Origin of the sequence: Novosphingobium sp. UBA1939 (genome assembly GCF_002336885.1) — a bacterium.
Lineage (GTDB): Bacteria > Pseudomonadota > Alphaproteobacteria > Sphingomonadales > Sphingomonadaceae > Novosphingobium.
Window position 1 is genome coordinate 16,723 of the sequence record NZ_DDFB01000015.1, and the last position, 24,456, is coordinate 41,178.

19 protein-coding genes are annotated in these 24,456 nt (G+C 66.2%); 8 read left to right on the plus strand and 11 right to left on the minus strand.

Annotated features, from left to right (window positions below; genetic code table 11):
- Positions 1 to 61: 61 nt before the first annotated feature.
- From B3547_RS02715 to B3547_RS02725, 3 genes are all read right to left on the minus strand, one after another.
- Complete coding sequence (locus tag B3547_RS02715; RefSeq protein WP_292959964.1) at positions 62 to 511, minus strand: YaiI/YqxD family protein; 450 nt, start codon at positions 509 to 511, stop codon at positions 62 to 64.
- Between the two features lie 222 nt (positions 512 to 733).
- Positions 734 to 2,005 carry a serine/threonine protein phosphatase gene (locus B3547_RS02720; RefSeq protein ID WP_414690484.1) on the minus strand — a complete coding sequence of 424 codons (1,272 nt, stop codon included), beginning with the start codon at positions 2,003 to 2,005 and terminating at the stop codon, positions 734 to 736.
- Positions 2,006 to 2,010: 5 nt separating this feature from the next.
- Positions 2,011 to 4,275: a TonB-dependent receptor gene (locus B3547_RS02725; RefSeq protein WP_292959922.1), complete on the minus strand. Its 2,265-nt coding sequence runs from the start codon at positions 4,273 to 4,275 to the stop codon at positions 2,011 to 2,013.
- 142 nt (positions 4,276 to 4,417) lie between these two features.
- Between B3547_RS02725 and B3547_RS02730 the strand changes: the two genes are divergently transcribed.
- The 5 genes from B3547_RS02730 to B3547_RS02750 all read left to right on the plus strand — a co-directional run bounded on the left by B3547_RS02730 (position 4,418) and on the right by B3547_RS02750 (position 13,218).
- Positions 4,418 to 5,005 (plus strand): TetR/AcrR family transcriptional regulator, encoded by a 588-nt coding sequence (locus B3547_RS02730; protein ID WP_125953687.1) that lies wholly within the window; start codon positions 4,418 to 4,420, stop codon positions 5,003 to 5,005.
- A gap of 641 nt (positions 5,006 to 5,646) precedes the next feature.
- Positions 5,647 to 6,690, plus strand: coding sequence for a LacI family DNA-binding transcriptional regulator (locus B3547_RS02735; protein ID WP_292959925.1), 1,044 nt, complete (start codon positions 5,647 to 5,649; stop codon positions 6,688 to 6,690).
- 149 nt (positions 6,691 to 6,839) lie between these two features.
- Positions 6,840 to 9,140 carry a TonB-dependent receptor gene (locus B3547_RS02740; protein ID WP_292959927.1) on the plus strand — a complete coding sequence of 767 codons (2,301 nt, stop codon included), beginning with the start codon at positions 6,840 to 6,842 and terminating at the stop codon, positions 9,138 to 9,140.
- A gap of 65 nt (positions 9,141 to 9,205) precedes the next feature.
- Complete coding sequence (locus B3547_RS02745; protein WP_292959930.1) at positions 9,206 to 10,927, plus strand: arylsulfatase; 1,722 nt, start codon at positions 9,206 to 9,208, stop codon at positions 10,925 to 10,927.
- Between the two features lie 50 nt (positions 10,928 to 10,977).
- Positions 10,978 to 13,218 (plus strand): beta-glucosidase family protein, encoded by a 2,241-nt coding sequence (locus tag B3547_RS02750; protein WP_292959932.1) that lies wholly within the window; start codon positions 10,978 to 10,980, stop codon positions 13,216 to 13,218.
- A 31-nt stretch (positions 13,219 to 13,249) separates the two neighbouring features.
- Here the strand turns inward: B3547_RS02750 and B3547_RS02755 are convergent, their stop codons facing one another.
- Both B3547_RS02755 and B3547_RS02760 read right to left on the minus strand, forming a co-directional pair.
- Complete coding sequence (locus B3547_RS02755) at positions 13,250 to 14,182, minus strand: formylglycine-generating enzyme family protein (protein ID WP_292959965.1); 933 nt, start codon at positions 14,180 to 14,182, stop codon at positions 13,250 to 13,252.
- 56 nt (positions 14,183 to 14,238) lie between these two features.
- A complete protein-coding gene (locus tag B3547_RS02760; protein WP_292959934.1) occupies positions 14,239 to 15,051 on the minus strand; it encodes an enoyl-CoA hydratase in 813 nt (270 codons plus the stop codon).
- A gap of 129 nt (positions 15,052 to 15,180) precedes the next feature.
- Here B3547_RS02760 and B3547_RS02765 point away from each other — a divergent pair, with 129 nt between their 5' ends.
- The 3 genes from B3547_RS02765 to B3547_RS02775 are packed head-to-tail and all read left to right on the plus strand — an operon-like array spanning position 15,181 to position 18,422.
- The gene (locus B3547_RS02765) at positions 15,181 to 16,239 is read left to right on the plus strand and encodes a maleylacetate reductase (protein WP_292959936.1); all 1,059 of its coding nucleotides are present in this window, start codon (positions 15,181 to 15,183) and stop codon (positions 16,237 to 16,239) included.
- A 28-nt stretch (positions 16,240 to 16,267) separates the two neighbouring features.
- Positions 16,268 to 17,110 carry an intradiol ring-cleavage dioxygenase gene (locus B3547_RS02770; protein ID WP_292959938.1) on the plus strand — a complete coding sequence of 281 codons (843 nt, stop codon included), beginning with the start codon at positions 16,268 to 16,270 and terminating at the stop codon, positions 17,108 to 17,110.
- Complete coding sequence (locus tag B3547_RS02775; protein WP_292959940.1) at positions 17,103 to 18,422, plus strand: spinster family MFS transporter; 1,320 nt, start codon at positions 17,103 to 17,105, stop codon at positions 18,420 to 18,422. The genes B3547_RS02770 and B3547_RS02775 overlap by 8 nt, the downstream gene beginning before the upstream one ends.
- On the opposite strand, the gene B3547_RS02780 is transcribed toward B3547_RS02775, so the two are convergent.
- The 6 genes from B3547_RS02780 to B3547_RS02805 all read right to left on the minus strand — a co-directional run bounded on the left by B3547_RS02780 (position 18,410) and on the right by B3547_RS02805 (position 24,163).
- The gene (locus tag B3547_RS02780) at positions 18,410 to 18,847 is read right to left on the minus strand and encodes a c-type cytochrome (protein WP_125953694.1); all 438 of its coding nucleotides are present in this window, start codon (positions 18,845 to 18,847) and stop codon (positions 18,410 to 18,412) included. The genes B3547_RS02775 and B3547_RS02780 overlap by 13 nt on opposite strands.
- An 11-nt stretch (positions 18,848 to 18,858) precedes the next feature.
- Complete coding sequence (locus B3547_RS02785; protein WP_292959943.1) at positions 18,859 to 19,380, minus strand: methylamine dehydrogenase light chain; 522 nt, start codon at positions 19,378 to 19,380, stop codon at positions 18,859 to 18,861.
- The gene (gene mauD, locus B3547_RS02790) at positions 19,377 to 20,006 is read right to left on the minus strand and encodes a methylamine dehydrogenase accessory protein MauD (protein WP_292959945.1); all 630 of its coding nucleotides are present in this window, start codon (positions 20,004 to 20,006) and stop codon (positions 19,377 to 19,379) included. The genes B3547_RS02785 and mauD overlap by 4 nt, the downstream gene beginning before the upstream one ends.
- A complete protein-coding gene (locus B3547_RS02795) occupies positions 20,003 to 20,545 on the minus strand; it encodes a MauE/DoxX family redox-associated membrane protein (protein ID WP_292959947.1) in 543 nt (180 codons plus the stop codon). The genes mauD and B3547_RS02795 overlap by 4 nt, the downstream gene beginning before the upstream one ends.
- A complete protein-coding gene (locus B3547_RS02800) occupies positions 20,542 to 21,729 on the minus strand; it encodes an amine dehydrogenase large subunit (protein WP_292959950.1) in 1,188 nt (395 codons plus the stop codon). Before B3547_RS02800 ends, B3547_RS02795 begins: the two co-directional genes overlap by 4 nt.
- Positions 21,730 to 21,793: 64 nt before the next feature.
- Complete coding sequence (locus B3547_RS02805; protein ID WP_292959952.1) at positions 21,794 to 24,163, minus strand: TonB-dependent receptor; 2,370 nt, start codon at positions 24,161 to 24,163, stop codon at positions 21,794 to 21,796.
- Between the last annotated feature and the right edge of the window lie 293 nt (positions 24,164 to 24,456).

Below are 24,456 nucleotides of genomic sequence, written 5' to 3' on the forward strand. Positions count from 1 at the left end.
ACGAGCCCTGCTTCGGCCGCGTATGGCCCGTTTTAAGGCGGGAATGGAAGATTCGCCCGCATCAATTCCGTTGTCGCAGCTTTGTTAGCGCTTGATCGAGGGCGGAAAGAAAGCGCGAGCGATCGGTTTTGCTGAAGGGGGCTGGTCCGCCCAGGTTCTCACCGCCCGCGCGCAGATCGGACAGGATGGCCCGCATGGCGATGGCGTTACCGATTGAGGAACTCGTAAAGGGGTGGCCCGTCGGGGAAATGACCGTGGCCCCCAATTTCAGACAGCGGTCCGCCAACAGGATGTCTGCGGTGATCACAACCGTATCGACGCCCGTGTTCTCGACGATCCAGTCGTCGGCCGCGTCAAAAGCGTCGCTCACGACTTTGCGTGCTATGAGCGGATCGGGTGGCACACGGATCGGGCTATTGCTGACCACAACCACCGGAAACTTGTAGCGGATCGCAACCTTGTAGGTTTCATCTTTCACCGGACAAGCGTCGGCATCGATCAGAATCTGCATCATGACGTGCCATAGCGCCATCGCGTCTGAATGACGACGATCTCATGCCGATAAACCGGCAGCCTTCAATGCACGCACGGCCGCCTTCGGAATTTGTGCGGCTCAGCCTGAAGGCAGTTTCGGCGGCAGACGGGGGCATCCAGCGTGGATGAACTTCAGGTGGCGCGGGCACATGCATACCCATGCACGATGCCCGCGCCACCTGGATCGCGTATGTGCGGACTACTTCGGTGCGCCGAAGCGCTGGCGGAAGCCGGTCAGGTCGATCGTGAAATCCTCCTGATCATGGAACTGCGCGTCGGTCAGCCTGGGCTTCTCGACCGCCTTGTACCACGCGGCGTATTCAGCCGTGTCGCGGCTCTGCTTCTTGTAGGCGGTCGAATAGGTGCGCACGTGGATGGTCGGCACGGGCCTCGCCATGTCGAAGGTCATCAGGCGGAGCCAGCCATCGCCGATGCCCTCGCCCGGCTGCAGCTTCACGCCGGCGTCGATCGCGGTCTGACGCCGGTCCTGATAGTCCGACAGGACCTGCCACACCGGATGGCCCGCGCGGTTGTCATCGACGCGCATCGCCTGGCCGTGCTCGTGGCCGCACAGCACCAGGAATATCTGGTCATGCTGGCTGATCAGCTTGTCCCACATCATCTGCGGATCGTTGTCCTCAGGATCGACCGCATGGTTGTCGATGATCGGGTTGGGCGCGCGGCGGCCTTCGTTGTCGAGGAAGTCGTGGGTCGAGATGATCGTCGGCAGACCGGGATGCTCGGCGATAATCTTCGCGGCCCATTCCAGCGAGGAATCGTGCGCGTCGAACTGCAGGCCGATGTGCAGGAACGTATAGCCGCCGGCGGTGAAGATCTGCGCGCTGTCCGCGCCGCCATCGTGGCTGGCGACGTACCACGGCTTGCCCTTGAAGAAGGGCTGGTTGGCGCCGAACAGCGAGCGGAAGTTGTCGAGCCCGCCGGCGTGCAGCACGCCCAGGCTCGACATGTCCTTGAACACGGCGGCGGGCGGGTGGTTGGCGTCGGTCCACATCGCGTCGTGATCGTGGTTGCCGGGCACGACCGAGAACGGCACCTTGTCCGCGATCATCGCATAGCCCGCCCGTGCGGTCGGGATCTCGATGGTGGTCACCTTGGGCGTCGGCGCGAAGTGGCTGTCCATGATCGGGTTGGCCACGCGCTTGAAACCGCGCGCGGCATGCGCTGGGTCCATCAGCAGCGTCTGGTGCTGCCACACGTCGCCCAGCGCGGTGACGAAGGCGATGTCACCGCCGTTGGCCTCGAGATTGTCGGCGATGAACTTCATCTGCTCGAGGAACATCTTGTCCGCGTCGAACTTGAAGCCTTCGGCGGTCTGGTGGGTATAGTCGATGTAGTTCTGCGTGTCGGGGATCGCGGCGATGGTGAACGACAGATCCTTGGCGGATGCCGTCGCGGCGAACGCCAGCGCGGTCGCGGCCAGCAGGGTGGTGAAGCGCTTCATCGAATGCATCCTTTTCAGAAGTTGAACCGCAGCGTTGCGCCATAGGTCGCCGGATCGCCGAAGAAGGCGACGTAGGTGCCCGGCAGGATCGAGCCGTAGTTGAAGTAGTTGCTGGCATAGACCGCGTTCGTGACATTCCGGCCCCAGACCGAAAGGTCCCACAGCCCGTTCTTCTCCCGGACGCCCGCGCGCAGGTTGAGCAGACCGTAGCCCCCGGTCACTGTCAGGCGCGAATCGTCGAGCGAGCCGTAGAAGTGCGAGCGGTACGAGAACTCGGCGCTGCCGTAGCCGACGAGGCCACGCCCCAGGTCGTGCTCGTACGTGCCGTTGATGCCCGTGGTCCACCGCGGCGCCCCGGCCACCGGACGCCCGCTGAGATCGCAGGTTGGCCGGCCGGTTGTTTCGATGGGGCACGGGCCGGCGGGGTAAGAGCGATACTTGGCGTCGTTATAGGCGACATAGCCGTGCAGCGTGAGGTTCTCGACCGGGCGCAGCGTCGCCTCGGCCTCAACGCCCTGCGTGCGCACGCGGCCGGCATTGGTGAGGAGCTGGACGACTTGTCCGTTCACTTCCTTGAGCACATTGGCCTGGTAGTTGCGGATCTCGGTGCGGAACAGGTTCAGGTTGAGCTGGATGCGGCGGTCCCACAACTCGCTCTTGATGCCGATCTCGTAGTTGGTGGCGACTTCGGGCTCGACCTTGAGCGCATCGGCGCCGAGCCCGGTGGGCGGCAGCGTGGTGTTGAGCCCGCCCGCCTTCTGCCCGCGCGAAACCAGACCGTAGACCATCACGCTCTCGCTCGGGTGGTAGTCGGTGCTGAACAGGAACGAGGCAGCGGTGTTCGAGATCGCGGCATGGATCGGCGCGGCCGCCTGGCTGGCGAGCGCGGTGACCGGCAGGCCCGTGGCGGCAGCGACAGGAATCGGGCGCGAGACGTCCTCGCGCTTGGTCTCGTGCGTTTCGCGCAGGCCGACGGTGACGTTCCATTTCGGCGTGACGTGCCAGTTGACCTGGCCGAAGCCGGCGATGCTGTGCGTCAACGGATTGGCCAGCGTATCCCAGCGGGTATTGTTGAACGCCAGCAGCCCGGCGATCTGCGGCGATACTTTCGCGTAGACCGGCAGCAGGGAATTGGGGATGCCCGAGAGCCACGCCGCCGCGTCCTTGCCGTAGTTAAGGTGCTGGTCGGTCTCGACGTACTGGTTGAAATAGTAGAGCCCGACCAGCGCATCGACATTGCCCATGCGCGGCAGCGCGAGGCGCACCTCCTGTGTCCACTGGCGATCCTGGATATAGTAGCCGCCGTAGATCACGTCGGCGCTGCTGCCCTCGGTGTCCGAATCCGAGCGATACTGCCAGTAGCGGAACGCGGTGATCGAGGTCAGCTTGAAGCCGCCGCCGAAGGTCCAGTCGATCTGCGCGGAGCCGGCGCCCTGCTTGGTGCCGGTGGCAACCGGCCCGTCGACAGCGGTGGTGCGCCCCGTCGGGTCGATCGCGATCTTCGCGCCGGTGGCGGTCAGCTTGGCCTGAATCGCCGCCGGGGTGAGGCCCATGCTCGGGATCACGGTAACCGCGCCCGAGCTTTGCTGCTCGCTCGAATATTCGCCGATCAGCCGCACGGACAGGTCGTCGGTCGGTTTCCACAGGAGTTGCAGGCGCGCGCCGTCGCGGCCGAGGCCGCTGGTCTTCCTGCCGGTGGTGATATTGTCGACGATGCCGTCGCGCGTCGTGCGGTAGCCGGTGACGCGGAATGCCAGCCTGTCAGTGATCGGCCCGGTGAGCGAGCCCTGATATTGCTGGTAGTTGAAGTTGCCATAAGTGGCCTGGCCGCGCGCGCCCAGAGTGAAGCTCGGCGCCTCGGTGGTGATGTTGACCGCGCCGGCGGTAGTGTTCTTGCCAAACAGCGTGCCCTGGGGCCCGCGCAGCACCTCGATCTGCTGCACGTCGATCAGGTCGGTCGCGGCCATGCCCGGACGCCCGAGGTAGACACCGTCCAGGAACAGGCTGGCGCTGTTCTCCAGCCCGTCGCTGCCGGGGTTATTGCCCAGACCACGGATCGAAATGCTCGCCTGGTGGCCGTTGGTGACGACGACGTTGGCGCTGGGGACGAGCTGGTTGAGATCTTCCAGCCGGATGTGATCGTTGCGGCGCAGGTCCGCCCCGCCCACCGCGGTAATGGCGAGCGGCACGTCCTGCAGCCGCTCACGCGTCTTGCGCGCGGTGACGACGATGTCGTCGACCGGCGCGTCGGCGGCATCGGCGGCAGTTTCCCCTGCCATGGCACGGACAGGCATTGCGGCCAGCAAAACCGCGCTGCACATCAGGTATTTTCGGCGATTCACAATGCGCCCCCTTCAGGTTGTGGCAATTTGTGAACGGTCGTGTATCGATATTAGATGACAGATTCGCGAAGGGACGAGGATGGCGGAGGATGTGTTGATGCGTGGCCGGGGGCGGCCGCGTGAGACCGAGAAAGACGAGGCGATCCGGCAGGCCACCTGGGCGCTGCTGGCGCGGGTCGGCTATGACGGCCTGACGTTCGAGGCGGTCGCCGAAGCGGCGGGGATCAGCCGCACCACGCTCTATCGGCGGTTCTCGGCCAAGAGCGAACTGGTGGCGAACGCGCTCTACGAGACCTCGCGCAAGATGGAGCGCGAGATGGTGTTCAGCGATGATCCGGCCACGGAACTGCTGGCGCACGTGCGCAATGCGCAGGCCTTCATGACGGGCGCGCGCGGACGGGCGGTGGTGACGATCACCGAAAGCGCCTCGCGCACGCCGGAGCTTGCGCACGCGACCGAAGCGGCGATGGCAGGGGACGAGCAACGCTTGCTAGGCGCGCTCAGCCGGTTGCGACCGCAGGCATCGCATGACAGGCTGCAACTTGCATTTAGCGTCATCGTCGGTGCGCTCATGTTCCACCAGGCCATGCGCGATGAAGAGATGCCGGCGAACGGCGCCCAGGCGCTGGTCGCTGCGGCTACGGCCGTGCTTGACGCCCCGGCATAGCCGAGGCGCGGGCATACCCCACTTTTCTCTCGGCACGGGCGGGGTACGGGGTACTCATGGATTTGCCGATAGACGTTCCGCCCAAAGCCAGGGCCAGCTTGTCCCGGTGACCGTAAGACCGGTTCCGACGGGGCAATCATCGATCGGAAACGACCGCTATTGAGGCGGCTTGGGACAGCAGGCTAACCGCCCCGCGATCCGACAGGTGCCGACCACCTCCTGTCGTTCTGAAAGCGAACCTAAACGACAGTTTTTGCTGGATCTTGCCAAGGAAGCGCTCGGTACTCCTGACGGTTCCTCAGGCGGCGTGCGCCCGGCGCGTCGCCCGGCAGGAAGTGGAGCTCGATCCTCCAGGCAGCGCCGACTGGATCGCCCGTTCGCGGATCGTCTACGCAAAACGGTGAGCCTGGGCCAAATTGCTTCGCGGCGATCTTGCCGCAGCGGTTTGAAGGGATGACGGGCCGCCCTCACAGCGGCGATCATCCGTCACTGGCCATCCCGACCGCTCTGGAGTAATTGCCCTCCGTCCATGGCCTCTGCCGTGGCGGGCACGGCAAGGGCGGCTGGCGTTCACGGAGCAGCCGCCTGAACCGTGAACCTATTCTGCGGCAGGTGCTCAGGGGGAATGCTTGAAACGGTCTGTGACCATTGTCGACATCGCCAAACACGCCGGCGTGTCTTTCAAGACCGTTTCCCGCGTTCTCAACGGAGCACCGACTGTGGCCGCAGAGCTGCGGGATCGCGTTGAACAGGCGATAAGGGACCTCGACTACAAGCCCAACAGGGCCGCCAGTCTCTTGCGCGGCGGCAAGTCCCATGCCCTTGGATTGATCATCGGATCGCATACGGAGATCCTCCACGCTTCCGAACCCGATCATCACATGCCGAGCTATGCTGCAGACGTGATACTGGGTTTGCTGCAGGCGTGCCATGCAGCAGAACATCATCTGGTCATCGAGAACATCTCGTCCGTGGATGCACGGATGTCGGGAGAAATGCTGCGACGCTTTCTTGATCTGGTGAAGCTGGACGGCGTGATCCTGGTGCCACCGCTTTGCGATATCGCATGGGTGCTCGACCTGCTCGACAACGCGGCAATTCCGTTTGCGCGGATCAATCCCGGCCTCGATCTGGACCGCGGGCTGTGCTTCGTCATCGACAACAACAAGGCGGCGCACGACGTGGGAGAAGCCATTCTCGCAATGGGCCATCGGCGGATCGGCTTTATCGACGGCCCCGAAAGCCATACGGCCCAGCGCGAGCGCAAGATCGGCTTTCTCGACATCATCGGCAGCGTGGCCGGCGCCAGCGTGGAGGTGCGGCAAGGCGATTTCCTGTTTGCCTCTGGCTTCGAGATGGGGCACGAACTGCTGGCTCTGCCCAAGCGTCCAACCGCCATATTCGCCGCGAACGACGAAATGGCCGCCGGCGTGCTCGCGGCCGCCATCGAACGGGGAATAGACGTGCCGGGCCAGTTGTCGCTGGTGGGGTTCGGCGGGCTCGCCGTTTCCACCCATACCTGGCCCCGGATCGCCACGGTGCGGCAATCGACGATCGAAATTGCCCGGCTGGCGGGTAACAGCCTGATCGAGCGTGACACGCGAGACGGCGTGGCGTGGGACCGGGTCGTGACGATGCCTTACGAACTGGTGACCCGCCAGTCGATGGCCCCGGCGGTGCGCTGACAGCCACAGAAGCAACCATCAGTCCGTCCGCTGTTGACGCCGATTTTGCGCAACACTATGCGTTCGGGACAACGTTGTCCCGAATCGCTTTGCGTCAGTGGGCAAACAAATCGGACCGAACGCAATTCGGTCAGACAAGGGAGGGTGTCATGAATTATCGCCGCACGGTGCTGTCGCTTGGAAGCGTGGCGTTTTCGCTCGCGACGCCTCTTTCCGTGCATGCGCAACAGGTTCAGGATGGCGCGGCCGCGGATGGAGAAGCCGCCACCGGCGAGATCGTGGTGACCGCGCAAAAGCGCGAACAGAGCCTGCAAAAAGTCCCCGTTTCGGTTGCCGTGCTTTCGTCCACCGTGCTGGCGGACAACCGGATCAGCGGCCTGGAACAGCTTTCGCAGGTCTCGCCTTCGATCAACTTCACCAACAGCGCCAACACGCGCGGGCAAGGGTTGTCGATCCGCGGCATCGGCACGCTCAACTTCTCGGACGGTGTGGAACCATCGGTTTCGACGGTGGTCGATGGCGTGGTCATCGGCCGGTCGGCCGCCTCGTTCTTCGATTTCAACGACATCGAGCGCATCGAAGTCCTGCGCGGTCCGCAAGGCACGCTGTTCGGCAAGAATTCCTCGGCCGGCGCGCTCAACGTCGTCACCGGCAAGCCGGATCTTGACACGTCATCCCTGTCGGCCTCGGCCAGCTACGGCACGTTTAACGACGTTCGCCTGAAGGCCAGCGCATCGGCGGTGCTGGATCAGGGCCGTGCAGCGCTGCGCCTCTCGGGCTTCCGCTCCACCGCCGACGGGATCATCACCAACACCGTCAACGGCCAGAAGCTCAACGGCAACAACAGCTGGGGCTTGCGCGGCAAACTGCTGTTCAAGCCGAGCGACGTTACCTCGATCTATCTCATTGGCGACTACGGCGAGAGCAACCGCAACTGCTGCACCTCCACCGTGCGCTCGGTACTGCCGACGACCACCTACTACAACGGCCAGACGCGCGCCGCGCTGCTGGCCAGCCAGACCCTCGGGCCGATCAACCGGCAGGTGACGATCGACGGCGATTACTTCAACCGCCAGAAGACCGGCGGCGCCTCGGTCGAAATCAACACGGAACTCGGCGGCCAGACGATCACCTCGATCACGGCCTATCGCGAATTCCGGGTGTTCGACAACAACGATCCCGATCTGGTTCCCCTGCCCGTCGTCAGCCTGAACAACGCCTTGCAGAAGCAGAAGCAGTTTACCCAGGAACTGCGGCTGACGTCGCCCGCCGGCAAGACGATCGAATATGTCCTCGGCCTCTACTATTTCTGGCAGGACGTCACCACCCGCACGCAGGTGAAAGGCAATCTGACGGTCAATCTGCCCGCCGGACAATACCTCGGCAACCAGGTCGATCGCGACATTACCACGAAGAACGTGGCCGCGTTCGGGCAGCTTACCGGCCATCTGACCGATACCCTCTCGCTGATCGGCGGCTTCCGCCTGACGTCCGAACAAGCGGTGGCGCACTTCAACCGCACGGTGCTGCCAGGGGCGCTCGCGGCCATGCCCAGCCTGGGCGGGCCGGCCTACGTCACGCCGACACTCAAGGCCACCGACACCGATTTCAGCTACAAGCTCGGCATCCAGTATCAGGCTTCGCCCGATGTGATGGCCTATGCCAGCTATACCCGTGGCTACAAGGGACCGGCGCTCAACCTGCTCAACAACCTGACGGCGGCGACGGTGAACGCGGGGCTGGCAGTGCTGAAGCCCGAGATCGCCCGCAATTGGGAAATCGGCCTGCGCACGACGCTGTTCGACCGGAAGCTGACGCTGAACGCGACCGGCTTCTACGAAACCTTCACCAACTTCCAGGCACAGACCTACAGCGCGGTGCTGACCTCGTTCCAGCTGACCAACGCCGGCAAGCTCGTGACCAAGGGCGCGGAAATCGAGGCGATCCTGCGCCCGATGAACGGCCTCAGCCTTTCGGGCAATCTTGCGTTTACGGACACGGAAGTGCGGGGGCTGGTCGTCAGCTGCTATCCGGGGCAGACCGCCGCGCTCGGCTGCGTGACCAGCCGGCAGGACGTGACCGGCGAAGCGCTGACCAACGCCCCCAAGTGGGCCTATTCGCTGAACGCCAGCTACCGGACGGATATCGGCGACAATCTGCGCGGCGGTGCCAACCTGTCCTTCACCTACCGGTCGCGCACGCTGTTCAGCTTCCGCGATCCCAATACCGCCCAGCCCGGCTATGGCCTGCTAAACGGCAGGCTGTCGATCGAGACGCAGGACGGGCGCTACAGCCTTGCGGTGTTCGGCAAGAACCTCACCAACAAGCATTTCGCCACGCTCATAGGCACCGGACTGCTCGATACCTCGGCCACCGGCGCCGGCTATACCCAGTTGCTGACTCCGGACGCCTTCCGCACGTTCGGCGTCGAAGCGGCTGTTCACTTCTGATGCCTAGCGCGGAGAGCGTCGGCCCATGCGCCGGCGCTCTCCGACCGTGCAGGAACGCCTGACCCATGCAGCTTTCCCGTCGTCACTTCGTCAGTGCGCTCCTCGCCACGACCACCCTGGGGAGCGCGCCCGCCCGTGCCATCGCCGGCAAAGGGCCGCGCCCCAACATCATCACGATCGTCCTCGACGATGTGGGCTATTCCGACATCGGTTGCTTCGGCTCCGAAATCCGCACGCCGGTGATCGACAGCCTCGCCAAGACGGGCCTGCGCTACGTCCACTTCGACACCAAGGCCGTTTGCGCCTCCACGCGCGCCGCGATGCTAACCGGGCGCAACGCGCACACGATCAACATGCCGGACGTGCCCGATGTCGCGGCCGTGACCCCGGGCGATCCGCAGATGGCGCGCCTGTTCCGTCTGCCAGGCAATGCGCAAACCATGGCGCAAGCCCTGCAACGGCGGGGCTATGCGACCTGGGCGATCGGGAAATGGCATATGATCCCGATGGCCGAACTGGGCGCGGACGCCCCGCGCGACAACTGGCCGCTGCAGCGCGGTTTCGACTATTTCTATGGCTTCCCGCGCGGCTGGACGGACCAGTATCGCCCCGAGCTGGTGGAGAACAACGGCTATCTCAAGCGGGATTTCGCGGAAGGCTATCACCTCTCCGCCGATCTGGCCGACAAGGCGATCAGCCTCGTCTCGCACCATCTCGACAGCAATCCGGCCGCGCCGTTCTTCCTGAATCTCGCTTTCGGCACGGCGCATTCGCCGATCCAGGTGCCACGCGAATATTCGGCGCCGTATGACGAGGTTTACGCAAAAGGCTGGGACGCGATCCGGCAGGAACGCTTCGTCCGGATGAAACGGATGGGGCTGATCCCCGAAAACACGCTGCTGCCCGGGCGGGAATCGCGCGACCGCGCGTGGGATGACCTGTCGGACGACGAAAAGGTGGTTTTCGCTCGGTACATGGCGGTCTATGCCGGCTTCATCGAACATTGCGACAAGCAGATCGGGCGGCTGCTCGATGCCCTGCGCAATCGGAACGCGCTCGAAAACACCGTCATCGTCGTTCTGTCCGATAACGGTGCCGCTTCTGAGGCCGGGCAAACCGGTTTCTTTGATGGCCTCTATCGCGCCAATACGGTTACACCAGCGCAACAGCGCGCCCGTATCGACGAACTGGGAACCGGCAAGACGCAGGCGGAATATCCACGCCCCTGGGCCATGGCGGGCGACACGCCGTTGCGGCGCTACAAGCTGTGGCCCTATTCGGGCGGCACGCGCACCCCGATGATTTTCCACTGGCCGCGCATGGTCCACGATGGCGGCGCGATCCGCCGGCAATTCGTCGATGTGATCGATATCGCGCCCACGCTGCTGGAAGCGGCGCAAGCGCGCTTCGACATGATCGTTGAAGGCGTGCCGCAGATCCCGGTCGCCGGCACATCGTTCCTCCCCACCGTGCGCAGCCGCAAGGCGCCGGGCCGGCAGGTGCAGTATTTCGAACTGCGCGGCAACCGGGCGATCACCAGCGGACGCTGGCGCGCCGTGGCGCTGCATGACTGCGACCAGCCCTATGCCAACGACCGCTGGGAACTGTTCGATCTCGACAGTGACTTTTCCGAAAGCACGGACCTCGCGGCCCGCTATCCGGCCAAGGTTGCCGAGATGAAGAGGCTGTGGGATGCGCAATGGGCCAAGTTCGGCACCGGGGAACTGGCGCAGCCGGGCGCGCTGACGTGCCGGTATTCGGATATGTTCGACCGGAGACCGGAATGACTGGCGGCTATGCCACGACCAGGTGGGACAAGAAACGGGGGACAGGAAGCATGACCGGGACAATGATGAAAGCGGGCCTTGCCATCCTGCTTGGCACCGCGGCCGCCACAACGGTCGCCGCCCGCGATCAGGCTCCATCCACCGGACCGGGCACCGCCGCGCCAGGCAGGGCGGGCGAAGACGCGCTGCACCGGGCCGACGCGACGCTGCGGCAGATGACGCAGGAAGAAAGGGCCGTGCTGACCCACGGGATCATGCCGCTTCCGGTCGGCGCCACTCCGCCACCGATTCCGGCGGATGCCATTCCCGGCGCCGGCTACGTCGGCGGCGTTGCCCGGCTGGGCATTCCCGCGCTGAAGGAAACCGACGCCAGCCTTGGCGTCGCCTACGTGTTCGGGCTGCGCCGGGATGGCGCCACCGCGCTGCCATCGGGCCTCGCCATGGCGTCGACCTGGAATCCCGCCCTCATCGAACAGGGCGGCGCCATGATCGGCGCCGAAGCGCGCGCCAAGGGCTTCAACGTGATGCTGGCGGGCGGCGTCAACCTGATGCGCGATCCGCGCAACGGCCGCAATTTCGAGTATTTCGGCGAAGACCCGCTGCTCAGCGGCACGCTCGCCGGCCATGCGATCCGGGGCATCCAGTCGAACCACATCATCGCCACGATCAAGCACTTCGCGCTGAACGGGCAGGAGACGGGCCGCAAGTTCGTCGATTCCCGGATTTCCGAAGGCGCGGCGCGCGAAAGCGACCTGCTGGCCTTCCAGCTCGGCATCGAGATCGGCAATCCGGGCTCGGTGATGTGCGCCTACAACAAGGTCAATGGCAACCCGGCCTGCTCCAGCAACTGGCTGCTGAACACGGTGCTCAAGCGCGACTGGGGCTACAAGGGCTTCGTCATGTCGGATTGGGGCGCGGTGCCCGATCTTCAGGCGGCGATGAACGGGCTGGACCAGCAATCGGGCGGGCAGCTCGACAAGGCGATGTTCTTCGACCGGCCGCTGGCCGAAGCCGCCGCGGGCAAACCCGCCTGGGCCGCACGGCGCGATGACATGAACCGCCGCGTGCTGTGGGCGATCTACGACAACGGGCTGGACAAATTTCCCGTCAGCCCCGGCGGCAAGATCGATTTCGATGCGCATGGCAGGATCGCGCAGGATACCGCCGAACAGGGCATCGTCCTGCTGCGCAACGAACGGAGCGCCTTGCCGCTCGCCGCTTCGGCGAAAAGGATCGCCGTCATCGGCGGCTACGCCGACACCGGCGTCGTCTCGGGCGCGGGCTCAAGCCAGGTGCAGGGCCAGGGCGGCCCGGCGGTATCGATCCCGCTGGGCGGCGGCAGCGGTTTCGCGGCCTTCATTCAGGAGGCCTATCACCGTTCCGTGCCACTCAAGGCGATCAAGGCGCAGGCCGGCGACGCCACCGTTACCTATCGCAACGGCCGCTATATCTCCGAAGCGGTGACGCAGGCGAAGCAGGCGGATGTCGCGATCGTGTTCGCCACGCAATGGTCGACCGAAGGGTTCGACCAGCCCGATCTTACGCTGCCCAACGGGCAGGACGCGCTGATCGCGGCCGTGGCGGACGCCAACCCGAACACGATCGTCGTGCTCGAAACCGGTGGCCCGGTGCTGATGCCGTGGCTCGGCAAGACCGCTGCGGTGGTCGAGGCATGGTATCCGGGCGCACGGGGCGCGGAAGCGATTGCGAACGTGCTGTTCGGCAAGACCAACCCTTCAGGCCGCCTGCCGATCACGTTCCCGGCCGCCGAAAAGCAGCTTCCGCGTGCCAAGGTCGATGGGTTCGACGTGCTCGAACCCGATTTCACCGGTAATCCGCCGCACGCCGACATGGCCCTTGTCGCCAACTACGACATCGAGGGGTCAGACCTCGGTTACCGCTGGTTCGCCCGCAAGGGGGAAAAGCCGCTGTTCCCGTTCGGCCATGGCCTGTCCTACACCGCGTTCGCCACCAGCGGCCTCAAGACCGATGGCGCAACCGCCACGTTCACGGTCACCAACACCGGCAAGCGCGCCGGCGCCACGGTGGCGCAGCTCTATATGGTCACGCAGGCGGGCGCGCCAAGGCAGCGTCTGGTGGGCTACGCGCGCGTCGATCTGGCGGCCGGCGCCTCGCAACCGGTCACGGTCGCGATCGATCCGCGCCTGCTGGCGGATTGGAAGAACGGCACATGGTCCATCGCCGGCGGTGATTACGGCTTCGCGCTGGGCGAGAACGCGGATGCGCTCGGCCCGGTCGTCACCGTGCGCATGAAGGCGCGGCGCTGGTAAGCGCCGGCCGCCGGCCGCCGGCCGTTGCCGATCAGCCGGCGCGCACCACGCAGCGAAAGCCGATATGGGTGGTGGACGTATCCACCATTTCCGGATGGCGCGCCGCCGGGCGATAGCGCTGGCAATAGTTCGCCGCGCAGAGGTGCGATCCGCCCTTCAACACCTTGCGCCCGATGCGCACCGCCGGCTGCGCCGGATCGTAGCTGTCCTTGAGCTTGCCGCCGCGCGGGTTGGAAACCGTGCAGCAGGCGCCCTTCGCCTTCTTGGGATCAGCCTGCGCCGCCTGCTCGCTCCACCAGTCGCGGGTCCATTCCCAGGTGTTGCCGATCATGTCGTACAGCCCATAGCCGTTAGGCGGGAACGACCGCACCGGCGAGGTCCGCTCCCATCCGTCCAGGCACTGGTTGGCGAAGGGGAACAGGCCCTGCCAGTAGTTCGCCAGCATCTGCCCGCCGGGCGCCAGTTCGTCGCCCCAGGCATAGTCCCGGCCTTCCAGCCCGCCGCGCGCGGCGTATTCGTATTCGGCTTCGGTCGGCAGGTCCTTGCCCGCCCACCGCGCATAGGCATCGGCATCCGCCCATGCGACATGCACCACCGGATGATCCCACAGGTCCAGATCGTCCAGCGAACGGCCGGGGCCAAGCGGGTGGCGCCAGTCCGCCCCGAATTCGAAGTGCCACCAGTTGCCCGGCGCGTTCATGTCCACCGGCCCGCGCGTCTTGCGGAACACCAGCGATCCGGCGCGGTCCATGCCCGGCAACATATCGGGATAGTCCTTCGGATCGGGCGCGATCTCGGCCTGCGTCACATGCCCCGTCGCCGCCACGAAGCGCGCGAACTGGCGGTTGGTCACTGGCGTCTCGTCGATCCGGAAGGCGTCCACCTTCACGCGGCGCAGCGGCGCTTCCTCCGGATAGAACGCTTCCGATCCCATCGTGAAAGTGCCGGCCGGGATGGCAATCATTCCCGCGTAGAGGTCCGCCACGGCTTCCAAGCGCTCTTCCTTCCCCATCGCTACGCCTACACGCCCGCCCATACCGGCGCGCGCTTTTGCAGGAAGGCGTCGATCCCCTCGGCGGCGTCTTCCTCCATCATGTTCCGCGCCATCACTTCCGTAGCCAGTTCATAGGCATCGGAGCACGGGCGTTCGCGCTGGGCATGGAACAGCGCCTTGCCATGGCGGATCGCGGCGGGGCTCTTGGCCATGATCGTGCGAACGAAATCGTCTACCGCCGCATCGAGATCCTCGGGCGCGACGGTCCGGTTGGTCAGACCCCAGCTCTCCGCCGTGGCCGCATCGATGAACTGCCCCGTCACCAGCATCTCGAACGCGCGCTTGGCCGGCACGTTGCGCGATAGCGCCACGGCCGGCGTCGAGCAGAACAGGCCGACGTTGATCCCCGAAACGGCGAACCGCGCCTCGGAGGAGGCGACCGCCAGATCGCAGCTGGCGACGAGCTGGCATCCCGCCGCCGTGGCGATGCCGTGCACGCGCGCGATCACCGGCACCGGCAGGTCGGCTATGGCCTGCATCACCTCGGTACAGGCGCCGAACAGATCGCGATAATAGGCAATGTCGGGCGTGGCGCGCATCTGGCGCAAGTCATGCCCCGCGCAAAACGCGCGGCCAGCGCCGGACAGCACCACGCATCGCGCCGCGGGATCGGCCGCCACAACGGCCAGCTCGGCTTTCAGCGCCGCGAGCATCTCCTCCGAGAGCGCGTTGAACTGCGCCGGGCGGTTGAGCACCAGATCGAAGCGCCCCCGATCGCGATGCACGAGGACGAGGGGTTCATTGAGGACCACGGGATCCTTGTCGCTGTCAGACGTCATCGCTTGGGCATCCTCGATCGTGTTGTGGGCGATACCGGATTTTGCTTCGTATAGCGTACAGCGATTGCGAAAAACCGATTTTGCGCCTTGCCGCCGCCGCCCACCATGCGCCTTTGCCCCAGGAGGCCCATGCTCGACCGCTTCGCCTATACCACATTACCCGCACGCATCGTTTTTGGGGCGGGAATGGTGGCGCAACTTGCCGGGGAAATCGAGACGCTCGGCTGCCACCGGCTGTTGCTGGTTTCGACGCCGGGGCAGCGGGACAAGGCGCAGGCGATTGCCGAACCGCTCGAACGCAGGATCGCCAGCCATTTCGCCCATGCCACCATGCACACGCCGGTCGAGGTGACCGAAGCCGCGCTCGCGGAATTCCGCGACGTGGATGCCGATGGCGTGCTCGCTTTCGGCGGCGGCACGGCGGTGGGCCTCGCCAAGGCGATTGCCCTGCACACCGGCTGCCGCCAGGCGATCGTCGCCACGACTTATGCCGGATCGGAAGTAACGCCCGTGCTGGGGCAGACGGCGGCGGGCATGAAGACCACAATGCGCGATCCCCGGCTGCTGCCCGATCTCGTGCTCTACGATCCCGCACTCACGCTGGACCTGCCCCAGTCGACCAGCATCACCAGCGGCTTCAACGCCATCGCGCACGCGGTGGAAGCGCTTTACGCGCCGGATCGCAATCCCGTTTCCAGCCTGATGGCGCTGGAAGGCGCGCGGGCGATGGTGGAAGCCCTGCCCCGCATCGCCGCCGATCCGCTGCGCCTGCCCGCGCGGACCCGCGCGCTCTATGCCGCATGGCTGTGCGGCACGGTGCTGGGCGCGGTCGGGATGTCGTTGCACCACAAGTTGTGCCACACGCTGGGCGGCAGCTTCGGCCTGCCCCATGCCGATGTGCATACCGTGATCCTGCCGCACGCGCTGGCCTACAACACCCCGGCGGTGGTGGCGGAACTCGCTCCGCTGGCGCAAGCGCTGGGCGACGATCCCGCGCAGGCGCTGCACCGACTGGCGCGCAATTTGGGCGCGCCAACCTCGCTTGCCGCGCTCGGCATGGCGGAAAGCGATATCGACCGCGCCGCCACGCTGGCCACGCAGAACACCTACCCCAACCCGCGCCCGGTCGAACGCGGACCGATCCGCGACCTGCTGGCGCGGGCGTGGCAGGGAGAGCAACCGGCATGACCGGGCCAATCATCAGGGAGCAAGGCGCATGAGCTATTTTACGGAGGCGCAATCGGCCGAGGCGGTCAACGCCCGGCTGGGCGCGGACATCGACCCGCGCCTTGCCCGGATCATGCGTTCGCTCGTCACGCACTTGCACGCTTTCATCAAGGACGTCGAACTGACGGGCGAGGAATGGGCCAAGGCGATCGACTTCCTGACCGCCACCGGCCGCATCTGCAGCGCCGAACGGCAGGAATTCATCCTGCTGAGCGACGTGTTGGGCGCATCGATGCTGGTCGACGCGATCAACAACCGCCGGCCGGACAAGGCCACGCAGAACACGGTGCTCGGGCCGTTCCACGTCGCTGGCGCGCCGGAGCGACAGATGGGCGAAAGCATCTGTCTGGATGACAAAGGCGAAGCCTGCCTGTTTGAAGGCGTGGTTACGGACATCGCCGGCCGCCCGATCGCCGGCGCGGAGATCGACGTCTGGTCCGACAACGCCGATGGCTTTTACGATGTTCAGCAACCCGACGAACAACCACAATGGAATAATCGAGGTCGATTTATGACCGATAAGGATGGGCGATACGCCTTCATCGGTATCAAGCCGGTATCCTATCCCATCCCGCATGACGGTCCGGTGGGCCAGATGCTCGAAGCGACCGGGCGGCACCCCTGGCGCCCGGCGCACACCCATTTCATCGTCTCCGCACCGGGTTGCGACCGGCTGGTGACGCACACCTTCGTTGCCGGCGACGCATGGCTGGAAAGCGACGCGGTGTTCGGGGTCAAGGCGTCGCTGATCGTGGACTACGAACCCACACCCGATGCCGCGACGCCGTGGCGCTGCGCTTTCGATTTCGTGCTGGCATCCGCTAATGCGTGACCGGACCATCGCGCCGGACAGCGCCGCATCGTGGTATGTCGTGGCGATCTGCATGGCGGCCTACGTGCTGTCGTTCGTCGACCGGCAGATCCTGTCGCTGCTGATCGGGCCGATCCAGGCCGATCTCGGCATCAGCGACACCCAGTTCGGTCTGCTGCACGGCTTCGCCTTCGCGATCTTCTACGCCACGCTTGGCGTGCCGATCGCCGGCTTTTCGGACCGGATGGCGCGCCCGGCGGTCATCTCCGCCGGCATCGCCGTGTGGAGCCTCGCCACCGCCGCCTGCGGGCTTGCCGGCAGCTTCGCCGCGCTGTTCGGCGCGCGCGTGATGGTGGGTGCGGGCGAAGGCGCTCTCTCCCCCGCCACGCAATCGCTGATCGCCGACCTCTTCTCGCGCGAAAAGCTGGGCCGGGCGCTGGCGGTCTATTCGCTTGGCTCGTTCGTGGGCGCGGGGCTCGCCTTCGTCGCGGGCGGCGCGGTGATCGCGGCGGCGACGGCGCACGGCACGGTCCATATCGCGGGCCTGGCCCTGCGGCCGTGGCAGCTCTGCTTCATGATCGTGGGCCTGCCGGGCCTGCTGCTGGCGCTGATCGTGGCGGTGACGGTGCGTGACCCGCGCCCTTCTGCCAGCGGCAAGCCGGCAGCGTCCCCGCCGGGCATCGGCGCGGTCTTCGCCATGATGCGCCGGCATCGCGCGATCTTCGGCCCGCACCTTGCCGGCTATGCCCTGACCGGCTGGGCGCTGTTCGGCACGCTGGCCTGGGCGCCGGCCGTGCTGACCCGCGCCTTCGGCTTCGACACGCGCGAGGCCGGGCTATGGCTCGGCCTGATCGCGACCTGCGCGGGCGGCGGCGGCGCCTATGCCAGCGGCTGGCTGATGGACTTGCTCGACCGCCGCAGTGGACGCGGCGATGGCGCGCTGCGCGTCGGCATGATCGGCGGGCTGTGCTCGGCGCTGTTCGGCGGCGCGCTGGCCTTCGCCCCTTCTCCGGCGATCGGCCTCGCCCTGCTCGCCGGCCTGCAGTTCTTTTCCTCGTTTCCCATCGCGCCGTCGGGCGCGCTCGTCCAGATCGTCGCGCCACCGGCCATGCGCGCGCGGGTTTCGGCGCTGCTGATCTGCTGCACCTCGCTGCTGGGCGCGGGCGTGGGAACGCTGCTGATCGGCCTGCTCAACGACCACCTGTTCGGCGCGGGCGCCGGGATCGTCCGTTCGCTGGCGCTGGTCACCGTGGTCGGCGGCGTGGGCGCGGCGGCCCTCCTCGCCCCCGGATGCAAGCCCCTGCGCGCCTTCGTCGCGGATCAGCGGGCCTGAACCCTCGCCTCGGCCATTGCCGCCTTGAGCTGCGCGCGGACCGGCCCTGGCGACCTTAACCAATCGGCGCGCAACCGCGTCACTTCCTCGGCTGTGTAGTCCTCGAACCCCGCCGGCAGCGGCCCCATCCGGCGGACCAGCCAGTTCATCAGCCGGGCGACATCGGCATCGCTGAGTCGCGAGGTGGAAACGCCGGGCACGCGCACCAGGTATTCGCGACCCCCGGGCAAGGCCGCAAAGTGGCCAAGCTGCCCGCGCATGTCGGGCACCTTGCCGGCCATGCCGCGCCCGTCGGGCAAGTGGCACCCCTGGCAGTGCAGCGCATAGTCCACCCAGGCGCGGTGCGCGCGCTCGTCCGGCCCGGTGCCGGTCGCCGCGACGCCGAACACCAGCGCCAGCGGGAGCAGGACAACCGGTCGCCGCACGCCCCGCGCCGTCAGTCCGCCGGTCCGAGCACGACCGACGTGGAGCAGTGGTAGGCGACCCCCGCCTGCGTGCCGAGGCACCAGTCGAGATCGTTGGATGTGGTCGGCTGGTAGGTCGGCGTCGCGCCTTCGTCGCGGCTGCAGTTGCACCGGCCGCACGCCGCTTTGCCGCAGCAATCGTTGTAGCTGATGATGTAATTGCGCCCGTCCACCGGGTTTCGGCAGGTGCCGACCCAGGTGATCGGCGAAGGTTCCGTCCCCGGCGGGCACGACGACGCCGAACCGCCGCAGCAGGAACAGAGGAAGCCGTCCACCGCGCAATAGCGCCAGTATTCGCACGACATCGGATCGCCCTGCTCCTGCACCTGCACGGGATTGGGCGCGCGTTCCGCCCGCGCGCGCGCCACCGGCAGCAGCGTGGCGGCGCCCGATACGGTCAGGAAAGCGCCCAGCCGCCCGATGAACCCCCGGCGCGATGTGCCGCGCGCAGCGCTGCGGGTCAGGTATTCGGCGGCGCGGTCCAGTCTTCTCATGCTTTGCTTCCCTGGTTCTGCCCCAGCAGCCCCGCCGCGCGGGCGCGCTGGAAATCCTGCAACGAGGCAACGCCGATCCGGCTCGCTTCGAACAGGCTTTCGAGATGTTCGCGGTTGTTGATGAGGCCCTTGGCCACGATCTGGTTGTTGGCGTCGATCAGCACGGCATGGGGCAGCTTCGAGACCTGGAAGGCGATGCCGAGCGGCGTCGAAAGGACCAGCGGGAACGCCTCCAGCCGCTCGCGCACGACCATTTCGTATTGCGCTTGCGCATCGCCATCGCTGGCCAGCACCACCTGCAAGGCATCCCCCTGTTCGCGCGCGATCGATTTGACCACGGGGATCAACGACTTGCACACCGGGCAGGTCGGCGAAAGGAAGAACAGCAGGGTGGACCGCCCGTCCGCCGCCCCGCCGATGCGCACGGCGCGGCCGTCGATGGCTTCCAGTTCGAACGCCGGCGTTTCCTGCCCCACTTCGGGGCCGCCCGGCAGCATCAGCGCGCCGACCGGGCCGAGCCGTTCATGCAGCATCCCCACCTGCCGCAGCAGCGCGACGACCACCAGCGCCAGCACGAGCACCAGAATCCACAGCGCGATCAGCGCGGCAATCACGGCATTGGTCACGAGCGGATCTCCTTGCGGGGAAGGTGCAGCGCCATGTCGGCGCCGGCATGAATCAGCGCCATCAGCGCGAGGCCGCCGAGCAGGGTGACGGCGTCGAGCCATACCAGCGGGCGGGGGGAAACGGGCAGCAGGGCGGTCAGAACGGCCGCAAGGAGGAGCGCGTTGCGGCCGACGAGGCCCCAGCGCAGTTCGGGCACGCGCGCGCCGAAGCCGAGGCAGCCGCAATCGATCCGCGTGTTCCCGCGCAGGAGATTGATGGCGATAGCGGCCGCATAAGCCCCCAATAGCAGCGCACAACCCAGCGCACCGGCCCGGCCGAGAGCGGGCGAGACGGGCATGGCGAGCGCCGCCGCGCCGGCCGCGATTTCCGCCGCGATCACCGCCGGCGCCATCACGGTTGCCCACCCGGCCGGCAACAGCCGATAGGCAGCGAGAGTCGGCACGAAACGCGCAAAATCGCGCAGTTTGTGCACGCCCGCCGACAGGAACAGGCATCCCGCGCCGATCGCGGGCAACAGCGCGAGGACAGGATCGATCATCGCGCGCCCGCCGTGGCCGCGACGGGCGCGGGCTGGATCAGCGTGAGGTCTGACCCCAATCCTTCCACCTTGCGCAGGACCGCGCCGGTGCCCGGATCGCGCACCGCCAGCGTGCCGCTGCCGAACAGGGTGGTGTAGAGCAGCGGTGCCGCGTCTCCGCTCACGGCCACCGCGCTGGCCGGCTGGTCGAGCGCGATGCGGGCAATGCGCTTGGCCGCGGCGACGTCATAGACCCAGATTTCCTCGCCCGGAAACTTGTGCGTGCCCGCGCCGCCCTTGTGCATCAGCACGAACAGCCGCCCGCTGGGTGCATGGTACGCCAGCGGCTGCAAACCGCCCGGCCGCCAGGCGGATTCGTCTGCCCCCGCCAGCTTCCAGCGCGCCTTGACCGTGATCTGCCCTTCGGCGCCGTCGATCACCGCGACATCGCCGGCAAAGGTGGTGAACAGCCAGGTCGACGGGCCGATCCGCACCGGCTTGTCGCTTGCGGGATCGTCGACGGTGAACAGCGGCTTGGTCGTCGCGCCCAGATGGACCGCGCCATTCGCGTCGAGCGCGGCGGCCTGCAACGATCCGTCAGCGCATTGCAGCAGGAAGCCGCGCGGCCCGGTCATGTGCATCAGGCCGCAGCCCGGCGTGGGAAATTCGCCCACCAGCTTGCGCGCCTGCGCATCGACCACGCTGACCGACTGTTCGGGCGTGAAGTTGTACACCAGCAGGAACCGCCCGTCGTCGGTCAGCGGGATGGTGGAGGGCAGCGGCAGCGACTGGATGCGCTTGGCCGGGATCTCCACCTCGTCGCCCGGCATCAGATCGCTGATCTTGTAGAAGGTGACGACATCGGTACGCGTGCCCCGGCTGCCGCGCGAATAGTACGTGCCCGGCACCATAGCCGTGCGCCCATCGGGCGAGACGGCGACACCGGTGTGCGACATGCCGCCCGGAATCGTGCCGAGGAAATGGCCACTGTCCGCATCGATCAGATAGGCGCGGCCATCGGCGATGTGCAGGAAGCTGATGTCGTTCACCAGCACCCAGTGCGGCGGCATCTGCTCCTTCAGCTCGACCGTGGTCAGTTCCTCGGGCTTCAGCGGCGCCGGTTTCGGGGGCGCGGGCTTCGGCGGGGCCGCCATCGCCTGCGATGCGCCAAGCGCGAGGAGCGAAAGGGCAAGCAACGTCTTCATCGCATACTCCGAAACGAAAACCGGCCCCGCGCCCGCTTCCCCATGGCCGTGGGCCGAACCGCGATCACCACTTCACGCTCGCGCTGACGCCATAGGTGGCGGGCTTGGCGTACATCGCGGTCGTGCCGAGCGGACCGAGGTTGAGCGTATACTGGCGATAGGCCTTGTTGAACACGTTGCGGCCGAACACCTCGATGCTGAAACGGTCGTCCGCGCTTGTCCAGGTCAGCGAGGCGTTCGAGACATTGTACGCCTTCTGGAACGAGGACGCGCCGTTGGTCACTTCGAGGTACTGGCCGTCATACCATGCGCCGTCGAACTGCGCGGCGACATTGCCCAGCGCGGTGTCGATGTCGTAGCGGAACAGGTAGTTCACGCTGAAGCGCGGCGCGTTGGGCAATTTGGCGTTGGTGACCGTGGCCGCCGGGAACGTGCAGAAATAGTTGCCGGTGCCCTGATCGACGCAATATTGCGGCACGCTGGCGCCGGGGACCAGCACCGACAGGTATTCCGACCCCGCCGTGGCCACCGACTTGACCTTGCTGGTTTCCCACGTCGCGCCAAGATTCACGTTGAAGTGCGGGACCGGCCTGATCCACGCCTCGAACTCCGCGCCGGTGGCCGTGGCATCGCTGTTGCGCACCTGCGGCACGTTGGCGATCAGGGCGAAGGCCTGATAGTTTTTGTAGCTGTAGTGGAACACGGTGGCGTTGGCGCGGATGGTCTTGCTGTCGTTGGACCACTTGATGCCGCCCTCGAACGCGTTGAGCGTTTCGGCCTTGTGCTGGAAGGTCGAGGCATCGATCGCGGGGCTGAGCGTGAAGTTGCCGCCCTTGATGCCCCGGTTCCACGATGCGAACAGCAAGGTGTTCGCGGCCGCCTTGAAGTTCAGCGTGGCGCGCGCCGCCCAATCGCCCTTGGAAATGCGATCGACGCCGGGGATCACCGCGTCGAAGCTCTGGTTCGACGCCAGTTCCACCGTGCTGCCGTCCGAACTGACGAGCGAATGATAGGTAACGCCCTTGGTGTCCTTGGAATAGCGCAGACCAGTGATCAGCGTCAGCGCATCGGTCAGGTCGTATTCGGTCTGCGCGAACAGCGACCAGTTCTTCGAGGTCAGGCGATAGGTCTCGTCGATCGAGGGGTTGCTGCCGCCCAGCCCCACGGCCACCGCCGCGCCCAGCGCCGGGTTGCCGGTGGTCACGGTATGGCCGTTGATCTTCATGTCGAGGTAGTAGAACCCCGCCTGCCAGCGGAAGCGCGGCAGATCGCCCGACAGGCGCAGTTCTTCGCTGAACTGGCTGTAGCGCGCCTGCGTCTCGTAGCGGATGAGGTCGAGCGGCGTCGCGTCGCCATCCTCCAGATAGGACTTGGTCAGTTTGGTATAGTTGGTGATGCTGGTCAGCTTGATCCCGCCCAGATCGTAGGCCAGCTTGCCCTGATAGACATCGATCTTGCGATCCAGGAAACCGGGGACGTTGGAGAAGTTCTGGTAGGGGCTGGCCTTCTCGCCGGTGATGCCGTTGATGACCCCGCCCGTGCCGTTCGACAGGCCGGCGGCGTCGGTGGTGCAATAGCCGTTGTCCTGCAGATTGCAGTTGTCGAACACATAGCCGCCGGTGGCGACGTGATCGTCCTGCGAATGCTTGTACCACAGGTCCAGCTTGCCGTTGGGGCCAAGGTCCGCCTGCACCGTGCCGCGCACGGCCCAGCCGTTCTCCCCGCCCAGCGCCTGCCCATCGCTTTCGAACACGCCCGGCAGCGCCGCCGCCGGCTTGATGTAGCCATCCGCCTTGGCGACGCGGCCCGCCACGCGGAAACGCAAGCCGGAGGTGATGCTGCCGCCCACCGCGCCTTCCAGCGTGCGCCGGTTGAAGCGTTCGTAGGTGCCCGTGGCATAGCCGTTGAAGTCCGCCCGGCTGGCGTCGTTGCTGACGTACTGGATCAGGCCGCCGGTGGCGTTGCGGCCGAACAACGTGCCCTGCGGCCCGCGCAGCACTTCCACGCGCTGCACATCGAACAGCTGGCCGGAAATGCCGTTGATCGAGCCCATGTAGGCATCGTCGACATAGACCGCGACCGGGCTTTCCAGATAGTCGGTGAAGTTGTTCTGCGAAATGCCGCGCAAGTTGAAGATGGTGACGTTGGGCGACCAGGCGTTAAGCTGAAGCCCCGGAACGTGCTGCGTGATCTGGGTGGTGTCGGTCACGCCCAGCGCCTTCAGCTGATCGCCCGAGAACGCGGTGATCGAGATCGGCACCTTGGCGACGTTCTCGGACCGCTTGGTGGCGGTCACCACGATATCGCCGAAACTGCCAGTCGCGTCCTGGGTGGCGGTTTGCGCTTCCTGCGCGATCGCCGTCCCGGTCATGCCGGCGATCGCAACCGCCATGGCCAGACTGCTCGATGCCGCTTTGGTTTTCCCGAAGGTCATGCCGGATGCTCCCTGATCGCCGGCACCAACTGGTGCTTTTGTTGACCGGATGCTCGCCGAGGGGCCTTGGTATTTCAACAGTATAGAAATGCCGAAAACGTACATCCGCCGCGCATTGCGGATTGCCGGAACGCAAAGCGGCCAAGCTCTGCGGAACCCGCAGGCGGGGTTCGCGAAATCAGTTGAAACCTGTGACCGAAATGACGCGCTTTGCGTACAGCGCCGTTCGCGTTCCGGATAGCGCCGGTCCGGCAAATCGGGTGCCCTTCGGCCCTCAGCGACAGCGGGCGCGG